This is a genomic window from Aeromonas sp. 55A (genome assembly GCF_051919665.1).
In the GTDB taxonomy this organism is placed as follows: domain Bacteria; phylum Pseudomonadota; class Gammaproteobacteria; order Enterobacterales; family Aeromonadaceae; genus Aeromonas; species Aeromonas veronii.
Map to the genome: position 1 here is coordinate 2,777,407 of NZ_JBQBEH010000008.1, position 17,706 is coordinate 2,795,112.

General features: G+C 60.7%; 12 protein-coding genes. 7 read left to right on the top strand and 5 right to left on the bottom strand.

Annotated elements, in window-relative coordinates:
- Positions 1–42: 42 nt before the first annotated feature.
- Together ACTG2G_RS16990 and ACTG2G_RS16995 are read right to left on the bottom strand one after the other, a co-directional pair.
- Positions 43–1,455 carry an MATE family efflux transporter gene (locus ACTG2G_RS16990; RefSeq protein ID WP_374845128.1) on the bottom strand — a complete coding sequence of 471 codons (1,413 nt, stop codon included), beginning with the start codon at positions 1,453–1,455 and terminating at the stop codon, positions 43–45.
- A 73-nt stretch (positions 1,456–1,528) separates the two neighbouring features.
- Complete coding sequence (locus ACTG2G_RS16995; RefSeq protein WP_439985911.1) at positions 1,529–2,467, bottom strand: LysR substrate-binding domain-containing protein; 939 nt, start codon at positions 2,465–2,467, stop codon at positions 1,529–1,531.
- Positions 2,468–2,965: 498 nt separating this feature from the next.
- On the opposite strand from ACTG2G_RS16995, the gene ACTG2G_RS17000 reads away from it, so the two are divergent.
- Positions 2,966–4,258, top strand: a complete 1,293-nt coding sequence (locus tag ACTG2G_RS17000; RefSeq protein ID WP_005338498.1) for an HAAAP family serine/threonine permease — start codon at positions 2,966–2,968, stop codon at positions 4,256–4,258.
- Positions 4,259–4,324: 66 nt separating this feature from the next.
- Here ACTG2G_RS17000 and ACTG2G_RS17005 read toward each other — a convergent pair whose 3' ends face one another.
- On the bottom strand, positions 4,325–5,353 hold the full coding sequence (locus tag ACTG2G_RS17005) for an MBL fold metallo-hydrolase (RefSeq protein WP_439985657.1): 1,029 nt from the start codon (positions 5,351–5,353) through the stop codon (positions 4,325–4,327).
- 154 nt (positions 5,354–5,507) lie between these two features.
- Here ACTG2G_RS17005 and ACTG2G_RS17010 point away from each other — a divergent pair, with 154 nt between their 5' ends.
- The 6 genes from ACTG2G_RS17010 to pdxY all read left to right on the top strand — a co-directional run bounded on the left by ACTG2G_RS17010 (position 5,508) and on the right by pdxY (position 14,976).
- Positions 5,508–6,407, top strand: a complete 900-nt coding sequence (locus ACTG2G_RS17010) for a LysR family transcriptional regulator (RefSeq protein WP_439985658.1) — start codon at positions 5,508–5,510, stop codon at positions 6,405–6,407.
- Between the two features lie 88 nt (positions 6,408–6,495).
- Positions 6,496–7,776 carry an L-methionine/branched-chain amino acid transporter gene (gene yjeH, locus ACTG2G_RS17015; RefSeq protein ID WP_439985659.1) on the top strand — a complete coding sequence of 427 codons (1,281 nt, stop codon included), beginning with the start codon at positions 6,496–6,498 and terminating at the stop codon, positions 7,774–7,776.
- A 392-nt stretch (positions 7,777–8,168) separates the two neighbouring features.
- On the top strand, positions 8,169–9,722 hold the full coding sequence (cadC, locus tag ACTG2G_RS17020) for a lysine decarboxylation/transport transcriptional activator CadC (RefSeq protein WP_439985660.1): 1,554 nt from the start codon (positions 8,169–8,171) through the stop codon (positions 9,720–9,722).
- 756 nt (positions 9,723–10,478) lie between these two features.
- On the top strand, positions 10,479–11,813 hold the full coding sequence (cadB, locus tag ACTG2G_RS17025; protein ID WP_439985661.1) for a cadaverine/lysine antiporter: 1,335 nt from the start codon (positions 10,479–10,481) through the stop codon (positions 11,811–11,813).
- Between the two features lie 76 nt (positions 11,814–11,889).
- A complete protein-coding gene (locus ACTG2G_RS17030; RefSeq protein ID WP_005349824.1) occupies positions 11,890–14,022 on the top strand; it encodes a lysine decarboxylase CadA in 2,133 nt (710 codons plus the stop codon).
- A gap of 93 nt (positions 14,023–14,115) precedes the next feature.
- The gene (pdxY, locus tag ACTG2G_RS17035; RefSeq protein ID WP_439985662.1) at positions 14,116–14,976 is read left to right on the top strand and encodes a pyridoxal kinase PdxY; all 861 of its coding nucleotides are present in this window, start codon (positions 14,116–14,118) and stop codon (positions 14,974–14,976) included.
- A gap of 75 nt (positions 14,977–15,051) precedes the next feature.
- Here the strand turns inward: pdxY and ACTG2G_RS17040 are convergent, their stop codons facing one another.
- Positions 15,052–15,495 carry a PliI family lysozyme inhibitor of I-type lysozyme gene (locus ACTG2G_RS17040; protein WP_005338483.1) on the bottom strand — a complete coding sequence of 148 codons (444 nt, stop codon included), beginning with the start codon at positions 15,493–15,495 and terminating at the stop codon, positions 15,052–15,054.
- A 58-nt stretch (positions 15,496–15,553) separates the two neighbouring features.
- A complete protein-coding gene (locus ACTG2G_RS17045; RefSeq protein ID WP_439985663.1) occupies positions 15,554–17,587 on the bottom strand; it encodes a M13 family metallopeptidase in 2,034 nt (677 codons plus the stop codon).
- Between the last annotated feature and the right edge of the window lie 119 nt (positions 17,588–17,706).

The following is a 17,706-nucleotide window of genomic DNA, read 5'->3' on the forward strand; positions in this document are numbered from 1 at the left end:
CAGGGGATGCCGGTTTTTTATTGTTTTGCGGGATGGGTGGTCTTAACGGGCCAGCTGGACGGCGGCGCGTGCGCGGGCCGGTTGCGGGCGACGCTTGTTTTTTGGCGCGCAGGCCATCTTCAGGCGCAGCCACTCGCGCCACAGCAGCCAGCAGAGCGGCAGGGTGAGCAGCAGCACGGTCGCGGGCTGGGCCATCAGCACCCCATCACGACCCCACAGTTGTGGCAGCAGGAAGATGAGCGGCAGCAGCAACACGGTTTTGGCGATGGAGATGACCAGCGCCTGACGGGTACGCGCCATGGATTGCAGCAGCACTATGCCGAACATGATGATCCCCTCCAGCGGAATGGCGCCGAGGTTGAGGGTCAGGCTGCTGATGGCGGCGGCCAGCAGTTCGGGATCCTTGTCGCCGGTATAGAGCATGGCGACCTGTCCCGGCAGCAGCTGGATGGTGAGCCACACCAGCATGCCGTAGATAAAGGTGAACTTGAGCCCCATCTCCATCAGGTACTTAAGGTTGCGATGGCGCTTGGCCCCCGCCGCCTTGCTGATAAGCGGCTGAATGCCGAAGGCGAGCCCCTGCAGAATGACGATAAAGACCGCTTCGGTGTAACCGGCCACGGTAAAGCCCGCCAGATCCTTCACATTGCCGTACACCATCAGCTGGCTGTTGTGCAGCATCAACAGCAGCCCGAGGTTGAACTGGGCAATCAGGCTTGGCAGACCAGTAAAGAGCAGGTGCGGCATGGCGGGGAGGTTGGGCACCAGATCCCGCCAGCTGAGGCGCAGCCGCGCCCAGGGGGTAAAGAAGTAGCCAAGGCCGATCAGGCTCACCGCACCCTCTGCCATCAGGGTGGCTTGCGCGGTCCCGATCAGTCCCAGCCCCAGCCGACCCACCATGATGTAGTTGAGGATGATGTTGAGCACGGCGCCGCTGCTCACCAGCACCATGGCCAGTTTCGGGCGACCATCGTTGCGCAGCAGATAGGGGACCGCCAGATTGCTGGCCAGCAGCAGGGTACCGCCGCCAATCCAGGTGAGGTAGTCACTCGCCTGTTTCCAGGTCTCGGTGCCCTGTTCAATCCCCAGCCCCAGCAGGATATCGGTGTGGGTGTAATAGAGCAGCACCGGCGCAACTACCCCGAGACTGGCCAGCAGCCAGAGGGCGTTGACCAGCGCCTGACGGGCCAGCTTGTCGTTTTTCGCCCCTTGCTGGAAGGAGATGGCAGTGGCGGCCCCCATGCTGATCATGGCGGCCAGACCAATCAGCACCATGATGACCGGATAGACCAGGTTGATCCCGGCGAGGCCAGCGGCACCGACATAGTGGCCGACGAAGATGCCGTCGATGAGGTAGTAGGCCCCCGAGACCAGCATGGCAAGAATGGAGGGGAGGGCGTAAGCCCAGAAGCGACGGGTCATGGCCCGTTGCCGCAGTGTTAAATAGGCAGACATATCTGTTCTCTCGGGGAGTTCGATTATCGAACAGCTAGTCTAGATTAATACTTATTTGGTGATAATCAGGGTTTCACTTGATGAATTGCTGAGTATTACTCATTAATCCGGGGTTTTGGTAGTGGGCCTTGAGCATGTCGATCAGGATGCGCAGGCCGCTGCCCAGTTGATGCCGACTGGGATAGAAGAGGTAGAAGCCGGCAAAGGTGGGGCACCAGGGCTCCAGCACGGTGAGCAGTTTCCCTTCCGCGACTTTTTGGCTCACCTCCTCTTCCAGACAGTAGGCGAGCCCCAGCCCCGCCTCGGCGGCGCCCAGATAGAGGGCTGGGGTGCTGGTAGTGAGCGGCCCGGTCACTTCGATCTCCAGCATGGTGCCATCGGCGGCAAAGGCCCAGCGATAGTGATGGTGCGGGGTGAGGCGATAGCCGATGCAGGCGTGGCGGCTCAGCTCGCTCGGGTGTTCCGGCGTGCCGTGCTCCGCCAGATAGGTCGGGGAGCCCACCACCAGATAGCGCTGGGGCGGGCCGAGGGGGATGCCGATCATCTCCTTGGGCAGCAGATCGCCATAAAAGAGCGCGGCATCGTAACCATCTTCAATCAGCCGGGGCATCAGCTCCTGCTCCACTACCTCCACCTGCATCCGCGGATAACGGGCCAGATAGTCGATCAGCACAGGTGCCAGCAGACTGTCGATGGCGCCGCGGGGGGCGCAGAGTTTGAGTCGACCCACCGGTTCATCGCTGTTGCGGGCCAGCTCGCAAAGCGCCTCTTCAAGAGTATTGAGGGTGGGGAGCAGCTGCTTGAGCAGCCGCTGGCCCGCTTCGGTCGGTACCACGGCGCGGGTACTGCGGTTGAGCAGCCGCACCCCCAGACGGGCTTCCAACCCTTTCAGGCTGTGGCTGAGGGCGGAGGCGGAGACCCCGAGTTCGAGGGCTGCCTTGCTGAAACTGCGGTGACGGGCGACGGCGGCAAACACCGCCAGTTCGGCGAGATCGGTACGGGTAATGGTCATCATCAATCAACAAAAAGGCGTGAGTCACAAGGGTACGCCAAGGCCGTGCTGCACACAATCCGCGCTAAACGGGTGGCTTGTTGCAAATATGTAGCTGCTCGCAGGCCATTGATTCCAGTGAAACTAAGTTGAATTGTTAAAAAAAACTCACAATAAGGCGCTTTGAGTGTGATCTTGGTCGTCCGAAAGGCGACCAAAATCAAACTTTGGTTGATTAATTCAAAAAAACGCTGTGATTAATAAGGGCATTTAATTAAAGTCAGCCCATCAAGAGTGGCGCACGTTAATCGGTTGTTAAGTGAGACGGGCGCCGACCCTCAGGGTCAAAATCTCGCACTGTTGTTTGTTGCAATCCTGTTGTCACAAGGAGTGATGGCCAGGTTGCCGGGGGGCGAGAGGTTAATATCAAGGACGGACAGCAGGCGTTCCAGGGAGATGGAACCGGGCCAAGGCCCGACCAAACAAGAATCCCATTTTCCTAGATGACAGGAACAACGTATGTCTGACATGAATATTGCAGCTGATGGTCGTTTAGCCAGCAACACCTCCCGCGGCGTCAACAAGGCCGATGTGGTCTGGATGCTGGGTCTGTACGGTACCGCGATCGGTGCCGGTGTGCTCTTCCTGCCAATCAACGCCGGTGTAGGTGGTCTGTGGCCGCTGGTTGCCATGTTGATCCTGGCGCTGCCGCTGACTTTCTTTGCTCACCGTGGTCTGACCCGCTTCGTGCTGTCCGGCTCTACTCGTGATGGCGACATCACTGAAGTAGTAGAAGAGCACTTCGGCAAGACCGCAGGCAAATTCATCACCCTGCTCTACTTCTTTGCCATCTACCCGATCGTGCTGATGTATTCAGTCGCCATTACCAACACCGTCGAGAGCGTGATTGTTCACCAGCTGGGCATGTCTGCACCTCCCCGTGCCGTTCTGTCACTGGCCCTGATCCTCGGTCTGATGGCGGTTGTTCGTCTGGGCGGCCAGGTTATCGTCAAAGCGATGAGCGTGCTGGTATTCCCGTTCGTGCTCACCCTGATGGGTCTGGCGTTCTACCTGATCCCGCACTGGAACGGTGCCATCATCACTGAAGCTCCGGCCCTGTCCGACGCCTTCAACGGTGATTTCATCAAGACCCTGTGGCTGGCTATCCCGGTAATGGTGTTCTCCTTCAACCACTCCCCGATCATCTCCTCCTTCGCGGTGGACAACAAAGGTCGTTACGGTGAAGGTGCCGAGAAGAAGTGCAGCAACATCCTGCTGGGCGCCCACGTCATGATGGTGATGACCGTTATGTTCTTCGTATTCAGCTGCGTACTGAGCCTCTCCCCGGCTGACCTGGCTGCTGCCAAAGAACAGAACATCTCCATCCTGTCCTACCTGGCCAACCACTTCGATAACCCGGTTATCGGTACTGTGGCTCCGCTGATCGCCATGGTTGCCATCAGCAAATCCTTCCTGGGTCACTACCTGGGTGCGCAAGAGGGCATGAACGGCCTGATGGCCAAGGCGCTGCGCGAGAAGGGCAAGAACGTTGACACCAAGCAACTGAACAAAGTCACTGCCGTGTTCATGATCCTGACTACCTGGGCCATCGCCACCATCAACCCGAGCATCCTCGGCATGATTGAAGACCTGGGCGGCCCGATCATCGCAATGCTGCTGTTCCTGATGCCGATGTACGCCATCACCAAGGTTCCGGCCATGCGCAAATACGCTGGCAACATCAGCAACGGTTTCGTGACCATCATCGGCCTGATCGCCATGTCCGGTATCATCTACAAGCTGATTGCCTGATAACGTCGGTTACCAAGTTGAATGAAGAAGCCGCCTCGCAAGAGGCGGCTTTTTTATGGCCGGGATTCAGGATTGGGCATTGTCGATATTTTCCGACTGCCAGAGGGCATAGCCCTTGCCGGAGGCCGTGGTGGGCAGATCAATCTGCATCAGGTCGTTGCCGATGACGAAGGGGCCCGTGTAGCGGGCGCGCAGATCCTGCGCCAGATCTTTGACCCTGATCTTGCCGTTGAGGCCGATATGGCTGAACACGGTCAGCGCCGGTTTGGCTTCGTTCATTACCCGGGCCGCCTGCTCGGGGGAGGCGAGGTGACCGGCGATCGCCTTGTAGCCGGGGTTGGTCTTCATCTGCTCGGCAGAGGTCATGGAGACGCAGTGCACCAGCAGATCGGCCCCTTTGGCCTGCTTCACCACTTCGGGGCTGTAGCGGGTATCGCCGGAGAGCACCACGCTGTGGCCGTGATAGTCGATGCGATAGCCGAATGACGGCTTGATGTTGACTCCGTGGTCGTTGTCAAAGGCGGTTACCTTGACCCCGTCATGGTTGTAGACCACCCCGGCGGTGACCTCGTGGCTGTTGATCTCCACCCCGTCCAGCGGCGTTCCCTCATCCTTGACCCGGGTGGCGATGTCGGTGGCGTAGGCCTGCTGCAAGCCACGGGCGAGAGCTGTGGTGCCTTTGGGGCCGTAGAGTTCCATCGGCGCGTGGCGCTGGCCATAGGCTGGTTGCAGCCAGCCGGTCAGCCAGAGATCCGCCAGCCCGTTGGTGTGGTCGGAGTGAAAGTGGGTGAGGAAGAAGGCGTTGACCCGGCCGATGGGGATATGCAGCTGCCACAGGCGAGTGGCGGAGTTGCGGCCAAAATCGAACACCAGCTTCTGGTTGCCCGCTTCGACCAGGGTGCTGTAGCCGCCCCGGCTGATCTGGGGCACCGGAGTGCCGGTGCCGAGCAGGCTGACCCGAAAGATATCGGGCCGGGCCTGAGTTGCTGAGGCAGGGGCCTGATCGTGGTTGCTGATAAAGCTGCTCTCGGCGGCCTGACTGACACCGGTAGCCAGCAGACCGACCAGCAGGGCGGCCAGATAGGTGCTTTTCATGGGAATTTATCCTGTGGGGGAGGGATAGCATCACTGTATTGGCAACTAAAAGTTGAATAAATTGGCTAAAATCCATTTCTTACTAAACTTTTGGTTGTGAATAGAGCCCTCGTCGCGGGCCAAACGGCCTTGAAACGGGCAAAAAGGAGGGGTTGTGGACCGATTGACCAGCATGCGTATCTTCACCCGGGTGGTGGATCTCGGCTCCTACAGCGCGGTGGCGAGCGAAGAGGGGATCAGCGCCCAGATGGTGGGCAAGCATGTGCTGGGGCTTGAGCAGTGGCTGGGGGGCAAGCTGTTTCACAAGACCACCCGCCAGCAGACTCTCACCGAGCTGGGCCAGCTGTTTTTGGCTCGCTGCCAGCGGGTGCTGGAGGAGCTGGCACTGACCGAGTCGCTCACCCAGAATCTGCTGGCCGAGCCGGCCGGACGGCTGCGCATCGCCGCTCCCCTCAGTTTTGGCCACCACCGGCTGGTGCCGCTGCTGCCCGCTTTTCTCGACCGCTACCCCAGGCTGGATCTGGATCTGCAGCTCACCCCGCGCTGGGTCGATCTGGTGGAGGAGGGGGTCGACGCCGCCATCCGTACCCTGCGCCCGCAGGATGAGACACTCATTGCCCGTCCGCTGCTGTCCCAGCACTACCGCCTCTGCGCTGCCCCCGACTACCTCAATCGCCACGGCGTGCCCCGTCATCCGGCCGATCTAGTTCGCCACCAGTGTCTGCACGGCAACTGGGGGGAGCACGAGCGCTGGCAATTTGTTGGCGAGGATGGCCAGCGCGAGGAGGTGCGGGTCGCCTCGCGCCTGCGCATCAACCACTGGCCGGCGCTGCTGACGGCGGCGCTCTCGGGGGCTGGCATCACCTTGCAGCCAGCCGAACAGGTGCGTGACCATATCGCTGCGGGGCGTCTGCTGCCGCTGCTTGGCCGCTATCAGAGCCCGGCCAATATCCTTTACTTCATCTATCCGGCGGCGCGGCGGCAGGTGCTCAAAATCACCCTGCTGGGGGATTTTCTGGCCGAATCCCTGCAAGCTGAGTCCGAGCCCAAATAAAGGGCTGCATATTCTCGCTGCCGTGCTTAACAAAGGGGCGGGGCAGGCCTAACATGGCGGGATGTTTTTTTAGTCAGGACAAAAGGATATGTCTGGGTTGAAAAAGGATCTCGGGCTCTGGCAGGGGATGGGGCTGCTCGCCACCTCGCTGCTCGGCACCGGGATCTTCGTGGTACCGGCGACTGCCGCCTCGCTGGCGGGTGGGGCCTCGCTCTGGGCCTGGTTGCTGCTGATAGCGCTGGTGCTGCCCATCGCCTTTACCTTCGCTCGCCTCGGCCGTCGCTATCCCCATGCGGGCGGTGCGCCGCACCTGATTGGCCTCGCTTTTGGCAACGGCGCCGAGCGCTTCTCCGCCTTCCTCTTTCTGGCGGTGCTGCCGGTGGGGCTGCCTGCCGCCCTGATGATTGCCGCCGGCTTCTGGCATGCCCTGTTCGAGATGGGGGAGTGGACCCTCTGGGCCATCCAGCTGCTCACCCTGCTCGGGGTATTCCTGCTGGGGCTGCGCGGTGCGCGCTCCTCCGGCAACCTGCAACTGTTGATCGCGCTCGCCATTTTGGGGCTCACCCTGCTTATCTGGTTCAAGGGGGAGGTGAGCTGGCGCGATGCGGCCCGGCCGCTGCCGAGCGCGGACGAGTGGCCCGCCATGGCTACGGCGCTGGCGGTGATGTTCTGGTGTTTTGTCGGGCTGGAAGCCTTCGCCCATATGGGGGAGGAGTTCAAACGGCCGGAGCGGGACTACCCCATCGCCCTGCTCGGCGGGGTGCTGCTGGCGGGGCTTATCTACTGGGTGCATTCGCTGGTGGTGCTCAAATATGGCCTCTACGGCGATGAGGCGAAAAACGCCACCGCCATCCCCTCCCTGCTGGCGCTGCTGTTCGGCCCCACCGCCAAGTGGTTGGTGGCGGTGCTCGGCTACCTCTCCTGCTTTGCCAGCATCAATATCTACATTCAGGGCTTTGCCCGGCTGATCTGGAGCATGGCGCGGGAAGGCAAGTTGCCCCCCTCGCTGGCCGTGCTCACCGCGCGCGGCGCGCCGCTGCGGGCGCTCACTCTGGTGCTCGCCATCTGTCTGCTCTGCATCACCCTCATCATCTGGCTGCGACTGCCGCTCGATGAGCTGATCCGCTACGCCAACGGTAACTTCGTGCTGGTCTACCTGCTCTGTATGGCGGCGGGTTGGCGTTTGCTTGGCGGGGTGGGCAAGGGGCTGGCGGGGGTGAGTGTGCTGCTCTGTGCTCTGGTGCTGGTGGCGCTCGCCTCCCAGGTGTTCTATGCGGTGGTGCTGAGTCTTGGCTACGGCGGCTTCTCGTTGTGGCGGCGTCATCTGCGCCGCAGTCGTCAGCAGGATGCGCTCCCGCTGGCGAAGTAATGTCTCCCCGATGGTCGAAGAAATGAGAAAGCCCTGATGTTCAGGGCTTTTTGATTACGGCATATGGGATGTTCATATGAATACTAGTTGGCACGCTATTTGCCGAAAAGTGCGGTGTCGGATCAACTCAACGGCGATTTATAGCCAAAAAAAGTGGGATCCAGCTCCCGTTTTGCTTAAAGTGATCCCTTCCGATCCCGGTGGTCGGAATGCCCGCAAGGATGCCCTTCAGACGTAAACAGGATGGCCTGGCCAGACTGACTCTCAGAGATGTGATTGCTTCGGTTCTCTTTTTATCTGTCACCTGTGGTGATAGCGCCTTGTTCCGTTCAGTCAGCCCGGGTTTTGCGTCTCTCTCATCGTGCATTGTCACCATCTGCAGCGAGTGAATCATGAGCGAATCGGTTTTTGAGATCCACGACTGGACCCTGAGCGTTGACGACAACATGTTGTGTCGACCCGACCGCGAGGTCTACCTCGAACCCAGACTGGTCAATCTGTTGCGGTTTCTGGCCCACAATGCCGGCACCGTGTTTGGCCGCGATGCCCTGATCAACGAGGTGTGGGATGGCGCCGAGGTGACCGATCAGGTGGTGACCCAGTCCATCTTCGAACTGCGCAAGATCCTCAAAGATGGTCGCACCGATGCGACCGACTATATCGTCACCGTGCCCAAGCGCGGCTACAAGCTGGTGGCACCGGTAAGGCCGCTGCAGGTGGTTTCTGTGGTGATGGCGGATGAGCAGCCCGCTCCTGTGGTCAATACCGCTCTCTCCGACAACCCGACTCTCTCCGATCTGAGCCCGCCCGCGTCTGATCAGGATGATGATGCACAGCCCAATGTTGCCCCTTTTCCCGCCGGGCCCCTGACCCGCGCCATCTCCACCCATGCCAAGGATGCCCGCAGCCGCTGGAAGATGGTGAGTTTCGATATCTTCGTGGCCATCGTGCTGATCGCCATTGTCAGCATGCTCAGCTACCAGCACACCAGCCCCCAGGTGCATGCCATGCTGGATCCCAATCTGCTGGTGTTCCGCTTCCACTCCGGCATGGATGACAACAACGAGAACGTGCGCCTCGCCGATGGCATTACCCGCGCCCTGATGGGGGAGGTGGCGGTGGCGACGCCGCTGCGGGTGCAGTACGGCGCCACCACTCTGATGGGGGGCATCATGCCCGGCAAGGAGCTGAGTGTGCGGGTCACCCGCCAGCCCCGTGGCACCTATCTCGATCTGGAGTATCGCAATATCAATACCAACCGGGTGCTGTTCAGCCATCAGTACCAGCTCAGTCGCCACAGTGTGCACGGCGTGTTGCAGGCGAGCAGCCAGGATCTGCTGCGCGCCCTCGACCAACCCGATGCCGAGCCGGGGATGGGCTGGCCCACCGATGATGCCTCCCTGATGGCGATGATGGAGGCGCAGTACTACATCAACAGCCGGGATCCGGTCGCCCTCAAGCGTGGGATTGATCTGCTGGAGCAGGCGCTGATTGCCCATCCGGATCAGCCGCTGCTGCTGGCGGAGCGCTATCTGGCTGGCGAGGCGCTGGCCACCTTGGCGGGCAAATCCGAGAGCGAGCGGTTGCAGGGGATTGGCACCCATCTCGCCAGCGTGGTGCAAAACAGCGGCGCTCTCCCTGCTCGGGTGTGGGAGGCGTTGACCCTGCAGGCGATCCTCAACGGCCAGCAACAGCAGGCCAACTATCTGTTGGAGAAGGCGGCGAGTCGCGGCCGCTCGGTGCTCTATTACATACTGCAGGGCAAGCTGGCGGAGCTGGATGGTCGCCCCGAGGCGGCGGGGGATGCCTACAGTCAGGCCTTCCTGATGGAGGCGACCGAGCAGACCTATCTGCTCTGCCAGCAACTCGGTTTCTACAGCAATATGGAGAGCCTCACGCCGGCTCTGTTCAATGCGCTGGGCCAGAGCAAGGTGAAGCTCTTCTAACTCCGCAGTGTTGGTTTTCCCCCGGTCGGCGCGATTGCCGACCCCATCCACAGGCTGCCTTCGGGCGGCCTGTGCGGTTTCTGCTCGTTTCAATCCTGCTTCTTTGCCACCGGGGATAGTCGCTCTGGTGCGGCCCGATTTATCCCCCGCAGTTCCCCACTATCTACATCTGCCTTTGTCTTGCCCACGGCATTCGCGGCACTCGCGTTTGTTCGGCTTCACGCCGCGCACGCAGCTTGTGACATCTGCTCATGGCTGGCGGCGGGATAAGCTGTCTGTCACGACCCATTTCTCATTGCTGACCGGTTATCGCCGTTGCGCTTTACCTCTGAGCCTGGATTGTGATGAGCCGAGCGAAGGGGAAAGCAGGAGGTGAGCGGCCACTCAGGGTGATGGTCAGTTGGGCGTTCGGATGGTTACAAGGGGAGGGGGCGCAATGGGCGCTGCTTTATCCCGGGTTTATCTGGCCAAAAATATCAAGACGGCGAGATAAGGGGGTTATCAAGGGGCAAAAACGGGGCGAAAGGATATCAAGGTTTTATCAAGATGGCTGTGTGGGCGGATGTCAATTAACTGTTTTTAAATGGTTTTTATCGAAATCGACGAGGCGGCGAAAAAAGTTGGCTCATATTTTTATCCGTTAGCTGGTCTTTATGTTTTCCGGGGATGAGAGGCCTAGTCTGTGCCCATTCTTTGGCGGGGCGTTCCGCCAAATGTGTATGTGACGACCCGACCTTTTATAGAACCGGAGATCTTATGTCCCTAGATACGAGCAAGAAGATTGGCCTTATCGCCTGTACAGGTGTGGTGGCCGGCAACATGATGGGGAGTGGCATCGCGCTGCTGCCTTCGGCACTGGCCACCATCGGCTCCATCTCTGTCTTTAGCTGGGCAATCTGTCTGGTAGGCGCCATGGGCCTCGCCTTTGTCTTCGCCCGCCTTGCTACCAAGAACCCGCAAGAGGGTGGCCCCATTGCTTACGCTGGCGAGATCTCTCCGGTGTTCGGTTTCCAGACCGGTGTGCTTTATTACCACGCCAACTGGATCGGTAACTTGGCCATCGCCATTACCGGTGTCTCCTACCTCTCGGTCTTCTTCCCCATTCTCAATAGCCCAATTCCGGCCGCCGCTGCCACCATCGCTGCCGTCTGGATCTTCACCTTCGTCAACCTGCTTGGCGGTAGCTGGGTTAGCCGACTCTGTACCCTGGGTCTGGTGCTGATCCTGCTGCCGGTTGTCGGTACTGCGGTGATGGGTTGGGGTCATTTTGATGCCACCGTCTACAGCCAGAACTGGAACACCACCAGCGGCAGCGACCTGCATGCGGTCATCAGCGCCGTGCTGATCTGCCTCTGGTCCTTCGTCGGTGTTGAATCTGCCGCCGTCTCTTCCGGCATGGTGAAGAACCCCAAGCGTACCGTACCGCTCGCTACCATGCTGGGTACCGGTATCGCCGGTATTATCTACATCCTCTCTACCCAGGTGATCAGCGGCATGTTCCCGGCCGGTGAAGTGGCTGCCTCCGGCGCCCCGTTTGCCATGGCCTCTTCCGCCATCTTCGGTAGCTGGTCTGCACCGTTCGTCTCTGCCTTCACCGCTCTGGCCTGCTTCACCTCGCTCGGTTCCTGGATGATGCTGGTGGGCGAGGCGGGCAAGCGTGCCGCCAACGACGGCAACTTCCCGAAAATCTATGGCGAAGTGGACAAGAACGGTGTGGCCAAGAAGGGTCTGATCCTGGGCTCCCTCAAGATGACTGCCCTGATGGTTGGCCTGACCGCCTTCACCTCCCAGTCCGCCCACGCTGCCGATCTCTTCAACGTGCTGACCACAGATGCAGTGCTGCTGACCATGCTGCCCTACTTCTACTCCAGCATTAACCTGATCCGCTTCGAGGGCATGACCTCCCGCAGCATCGGCGCGATGATCTTCTCCGGTGTGGCCTGTGTCTTCTGTCTGGTGGCCCTGATGGGTGCCAAGGGTTCCAACCTCACCGCTACCTTCGTGGTGTCGCTCATCATCTTGATGTTCTACGCCAAGAAACAGGGTCTGCGTCAGCACGACGCCCTGCTCAAAGAGCAGACCAGCCACTAATTCCGTTTTCCTTTTCCGAGCGCTCTTCACTCACCATCCCTGATGGAGAGCGCCCCATCACGTGTGGAGCATTACGATGAACATCATTGCCATCCTCAACCACCTCGGCGTTTTCTTTAAAGAAGAACCCATTCGCCAGCTGCAAGCTTCCCTCGAGCGCAAGGGTTTCGAGGTTGTTTATCCGGTCGACGTCGCCGACCTGCTGAAACTGATTGAGAAGAACCCGCGCGTTTGCGGCGCCATCTTCGACTGGGACAAATACTCCCTGGGTCTGTGCAAGGAGATCCACGATCGCAACGAGAAGCTGCCGATCTTCGCCTTCGCCAACGACCAGTCCACTCTGGACATTCACCTGACCGACCTGCGTCTGAACGTCCACTTCTTCGAGTACCGTCTCGGCATGGCCGACGACATCGCCCTCAAGATGGGTCAGGCCACCCAGGAGTATCAGGACGCCATCCTGCCGCCGTTCACCAAGGCACTGTTCAAGTACGTGGAGGAGGGTAAATACACCTTCTGTACTCCGGGGCACATGGGCGGTACCGCCTTCCAGATGAGCCCGGCCGGCAGCATCTTCTATGACTTCTACGGCCCGAACGCGTTCAAGGCTGACGTCTCCATCTCCATGCCGGAGCTGGGCTCCCTGCTGGATCACTCAGGTCCGCACAAGGAAGCCGAAGAGTACATCGCCCGTACCTTCAACGCCGATCGCTCCTATATCGTTACCAACGGCACCTCCACTGCCAACAAGATCGTCGGCATGTACTCCGCGCCGGCCGGCAGCACAGTGCTGGTTGACCGTAACTGCCACAAGTCGCTCACTCACCTGATGATGATGAACGACGTGACGCCGATCTACTTCCGACCGACCCGCAACGCCTACGGCATTCTGGGCGGTATCCCGCAGAGCGAATTCAGCCGCGACACCATCGCTGCCAAGGTTGCCGCGACACCGGGTGCCCAGGCTCCCCGTTACGCCGTTGTTACCAACTCCACCTATGATGGCCTGCTCTACAACACCGGCTTCATCAAGGAGAGTCTGGATACCCCTTACATCCACTTCGACAGTGCCTGGGTGCCCTACACCAACTTCAGCCCGATCTATGAAGGCAAGTGCGGCATGAGCGGTGAAGCCATGCCGGGCAAGGTGTTCTACGAAACCCAGTCCACCCACAAGCTGCTGGCGGCCTTCTCCCAGGCCTCGATGATCCACATCAAGGGTGACGTGGAGGAAGAGACCTTCAACGAAGCCTTCATGATGCACACCTCCACTTCGCCGCAGTACGGCATCGTGGCCTCTACCGAGATCTCTGCTGCCATGATGCGTGGCAACACCGGCAAGCGTCTGATCAAGGACTCCATCGATCGCGCCATCTCCTTCCGCAAAGAGATCAAGCGTCTGCGTGATCAGAGCGAAGGCTGGTTCTTCGACGTATGGCAGCCGGACAACATCGACACCGTCGAGTGCTGGAAGCTGGATCCGAAAGATGACTGGCACGGCTTCAAGGACATCGATGACAACCACATGTACCTGGATCCGATCAAGGTCACCCTGCTGACTCCGGGTATGGGTCGTGACGGCCAGCTGCTGGAGAAGGGCATTCCTGCCTCTCTGGTCTCCAAGTTCCTGGACGAGCGCGGCATCGTGGTCGAGAAGACCGGCCCCTACAACATGCTGTTCCTCTTCTCCATCGGTATCGATCAGTCCAAGGCGATGCAGCTGCTGCGCGCCCTGACCGAGTTCAAGCGTGGCTACGACCTGAACCTGACCATCAAGAGCATCCTGCCGAGCCTCTATCGTGAAGACCCGAGCTTCTACGAAGGGATGCGCATCCAGGAGCTGGCCCAGCGCATTCACGAGCTGACCAGCAAGTACCGTCTGCCGGAGCTGATGTTCAAGGCGTTCGACGTGCTGCCGGAGATGAAGATGACCCCGCACGCCGCCTGGCAGCAAGAGCTGGCCGGCAACGTGGTGGAAGTGCCGCTGCGCGACATGGTTGACCGCATCAGCGCCAACATGATCCTGCCGTACCCGCCGGGAGTACCGCTGGTGCTGCCGGGCGAGATGGTGACCCAGGATTCCCTGCCGGTGCTCGAGTTCCTCGAGATGCTGTGCGAGATCGGGGCGCACTACCCGGGCTTCGAGACCGATATCCACGGCCTCTATCGTCAGGCCGATGGCAGCTACACCGTCAAGGTGCTGCGTTAATCGACAGTGACAACAGTCGAAAGTGACAACAACGGGCCGCAAGGCCCGTTTTTCCCTCCGGAATTCCTGTTCTTATTGCGTGAGTCGCCAACCATGAAGCGAGTGCTCTCCATTCAATCCCACGTAGTCTTTGGCTGTGCCGGCAACAGCGCCGCCGTTTTTCCCATGCGTCGCCTCGGGATCGAGGTGTGGCCGATGAACACGGTGCAGTTCTCCAACCACACCCAATACCGCGAAGGCTGGCAGGGGATGGTGATGCCCGGCGGCCATATCCGTCAGCTGGTAAACGGCCTGGCGGAGATCGGCGTGCTGGCCGAGTGCGATGCGATCTTGAGCGGCTACCTCGGCTCGGCCGAACAGGGGGAGGAGATCCTGGCGGCGGTGGCCCGGCTCAAGGCGCTCAATCCGGCCGCCCTCTATTTTTGTGACCCCGTGATGGGTCATCCCGACAAGGGGTGCATAGTGGCACCCGGCGTCGCCGATTTTCTGAAAAACCGGGCACTGGCCTGCGCCGATATGTTGGCCCCCAATCTGCTGGAGCTGGAACAGCTCACCGGCCGCGATATCCGCAATGTGCCGGAGGCCATTGAGGCGTGCCAGCAGTTGCGCGCGCAAGGGGTCAAGCTGGTGATGGTCAAGCATCTGGGCAAGGCCGGTTTTGCCATGGACCGCTTCGAGATGCTGCTGGTGTGCGAGGAGGGGACCTTTCATCTTTCCCGCCCGCTCTACCCTTTTGCCCGCCATCCCATCGGGGTGGGGGATCTGCTGAGCGCCACCCTGCTGGCCAATCTGCTGGCCGGTTGTACCCCGGTAGCGGCGTTCGAACTTACCAACGCCAGCGTGGATGCGGTACTGGCCCGGACCTGGCTGGCGGGGGCCTACGAGCTGCAACTGGTTGCTGCCCAGCACGAGATGGCGCTGCCGCAGGTCTCCATCCGGGCGACCCGCCTCTGAGCTGTTTGTACCAACAGCAGAAACAACAAAGCCCTGATCATCAGGGCTTTTATATTTCAGATTCGGGGAGAGGGCTTAGTCCTGCGGGCTTTTGAGCGCCTTGACCACATCCTCTTTGGGCTCCAGCTCCTTGACCTGATTGAAGATCTCCAGCTCACCCTGCGGGCTGACGGTGTAGGCATCGGCATCCTGATAGCTGCCGCTGCCAGCGCTCTCGATGATGACCACCAGCTCGGGCTGTTTGTCGCCATTCAAATCGACCAGTTTCAGCTCCCGGATAAAGCCGTTACGGGCCATCACCTTGCCATCCTGAAACTCATCCAGTGGAAATTGGGCGTTCTGGCCCGAATAGAGCCGCACGTCATAGCTGCCGATGGAGGCGGGCTCACCGGCCCCCTGCGCCACCCGGATCACCTGCCCGGAGGGGAGGGTCAGTTGCTTGCTAAATCCCTCTTCGGCTTGTGCTTGTGCCGCCAGCGGCAGGGTCAGCAGCCCTGCCATCATCAATGCTCTGTTCATCTTGCAACCTCTTGCTGTCTGTTGAGTGCGGGCTCCCGGGGAGCCCGCCGTGATGCTGTTACCAGATCTTCACCCGCTTCTGGGGCGGCAGATAGAGCTTGTCCCCCGGCTGGATGTTGAATGCCTCGTAGAAGGCGGGAATGTTCGGCACCACGCCGTTGACCCGGTACTCGGGGGGCGAGTGGGGGTCGGAGCGCAGCAGCATCTGCATCAGCTCGGGGCGATACATCCCCTTCCACACCTGCGCCCAGCCGAGGAAGAAGCGCTGTTCGCCGGTGAAGCCATCCAGCACCGGCGCCTCCTTGCCATCCAGCGACAGCTCGTAGGCCTTGTGGGCGATGGTGAGGCCGCCCAGATCGCCGATGTTCTCCCCCAGGGTAAACTGGCCGTTGACGAACTGGCCGTTGATGGGCTCGAAGCGGTTGTACTGGGCCACCAGACGGCTGGTGCGGAAGCGGAACTCCTTGAGATCTTGCGGTGTCCACCAGTCGCGCATCATGCCGTCGCCGTCGGATTTGGCCCCCTGATCATCAAAACCGTGGCCCATCTCGTGACCAATGACCCCGCCGATGGCGCCGTAGTTGACCGCATCATCCGCCGTCATGTCGAAGAAGGGGGGCTGCAAGATGGCCGCCGGGAAGACGATCTCGTTGTTGCTCGGGTTGTAGTAGGCGTTCACCGTTTGCGGCGACATGTGCCATTCGTCCCGGTCGACCGGCTTGCCGAGGCGCGCCAGACTGTCTGCGTATTCAAAGGCTTGCGAGCGTTGCAGGTTGCCCACCAGATCATCCGGTTTGATGGCGATGGCGCTGTAATCCTTCCACTTGTCGGGGTAGCCGATCTTGGGGCGGAACTTGGCCAGCTTCTCGAGTGCCTGTGCCTTGGTCTCGGGCGACATCCAGTCGAGTTCCTTGATGCTTTGGCCGTAGGCGGTGCGCAGGTTCTCCACCAGCTGTTCCATCCGCTCCTTGGCTGCTGGCGGGAAGTAGCGGGCCACATAGAGCTGGCCGACCGCTTCACCCAGATGATCGTTCAGCACCCCGAGCGCCCGCTCCCAGCTGGCGCGCTGCTTGGGCGTGCCGCTCAATGTGGTGCCGTAGAAGGCGAAGTTGGCGCGGTCGGTCTCGCTGTCGAGATAGGGGGCGTAGTCGGTCAGCAGTTGCCACTTGAGGTAGGCCTGCCAGTCGGCGATGGGGGTCTGGGCCATCACCTGATCCAGCGCGCTCAGATAGGTCGGCTGACCGATGATGAGCTCCGGCTGGCCAGCAATGCCCGCGGCGTTCAGATAGGCCTGCCAGTCGAGATGGGGGGCGAGCCGTGCCAGTTCGCTGGCGGGGCGCTTGTTGTAGTTCTTCTCCCGATCCCGCAGGGCGACGTTGTCCCACTGGATGGTGGCGAGCCGGGTTTCGAGGGCCAGAATCCGCTTGGCCTTGCCACTCGGGTCAGATTCCCCGAGGCGGCTCAGCATGGCGGCGATATGCTGCTGGTACTTCTGGCGCAGGGCCTGACTCTCGGGATCCTGCTTGAGGTAGTAGTCCCGATCCGGCAGCCCCAGTCCACCTTGATAGAGGTAGACCGCATAGCGGTCGGGGGACTTGGCATCGGCGTCGATCCAGATGCCGAACGGCGCGCCGCCGCCCATGCGGCCCGACTGGGCAAAGGCACGGGCCAGTGCGGCCTGATCACCGATCCGGTCGATGTCGGCCAGCGCCGGTACCAGCGGGGTGAGCCCCTTGGCGTCACGGCTTGCCTGATCCAGATAGCTGGCGTAGAGATCGCGGATCTGCTGGGTCGGCGTGCCGGTGGCGGCCTCCTGCTTGGCCAGCCCCTCGACCAGCACCCGTACATCGGCGAGAGATTTGTCCCGCAGCATGTAGAAGGCGCCATCGGCGGGTCGATCGTCGGGGATCTTGGCGGTGGCGAGCCACTTGCCGTTGACGTAGCGGAAGAAGTCATCGCCGGGTTTGACCTGGGTGTCCATATTGGCCAGCGCCAGCCCGGAGTGTTTGGGGGAGTCTTGCGGTGCCTGACTGCAGCCAGCCAGCAGTGCCAGTCCAATCAGGCCGGCCAGTAAGCTTTTCTTATTGTTCATCTTGTTTGATTCCAATTCGGGTTGTTTGCTTCCCTGCCCATCTTCCTTGCTCCAACCGGTTGTGCGACCGCCTTGCAGCCAGCCCGGTGGAGAGGGCGGGCGAGCCTCACTCTAGCAGC

What these genes read in the sequence shown, in the direction of transcription:
- ACTG2G_RS17040 (WP_005338483.1), bottom strand. Translation starts at nt 15,495, where the DNA reads ATGAACAGAGCATTGATGATGGCAGGGCTGCTGACCCTGCCGCTGGCG.
- ACTG2G_RS16990 (WP_374845128.1), bottom strand. Translation starts at nt 1,455, where the DNA reads ATGTCTGCCTATTTAACACTGCGGCAACGGGCCATGACCCGTCGCTTC.
- yjeH (WP_439985659.1), top strand. Translation starts at nt 6,496, where the DNA reads ATGTCTGGGTTGAAAAAGGATCTCGGGCTCTGGCAGGGGATGGGGCTG.
- cadC (WP_439985660.1), top strand. Translation starts at nt 8,169, where the DNA reads ATGAGCGAATCGGTTTTTGAGATCCACGACTGGACCCTGAGCGTTGAC.
- ACTG2G_RS17000 (WP_005338498.1), top strand. Translation starts at nt 2,966, where the DNA reads ATGTCTGACATGAATATTGCAGCTGATGGTCGTTTAGCCAGCAACACC.
- ACTG2G_RS17045 (WP_439985663.1), bottom strand. Translation starts at nt 17,587, where the DNA reads ATGAACAATAAGAAAAGCTTACTGGCCGGCCTGATTGGACTGGCACTG.
- cadB (WP_439985661.1), top strand. Translation starts at nt 10,479, where the DNA reads ATGTCCCTAGATACGAGCAAGAAGATTGGCCTTATCGCCTGTACAGGT.
- ACTG2G_RS16995 (WP_439985911.1), bottom strand. Translation starts at nt 2,467, where the DNA reads ATGACCATTACCCGTACCGATCTCGCCGAACTGGCGGTGTTTGCCGCC.
- ACTG2G_RS17005 (WP_439985657.1), bottom strand. Translation starts at nt 5,353, where the DNA reads ATGAAAAGCACCTATCTGGCCGCCCTGCTGGTCGGTCTGCTGGCTACC.
- pdxY (WP_439985662.1), top strand. Translation starts at nt 14,116, where the DNA reads ATGAAGCGAGTGCTCTCCATTCAATCCCACGTAGTCTTTGGCTGTGCC.
- ACTG2G_RS17030 (WP_005349824.1), top strand. Translation starts at nt 11,890, where the DNA reads ATGAACATCATTGCCATCCTCAACCACCTCGGCGTTTTCTTTAAAGAA.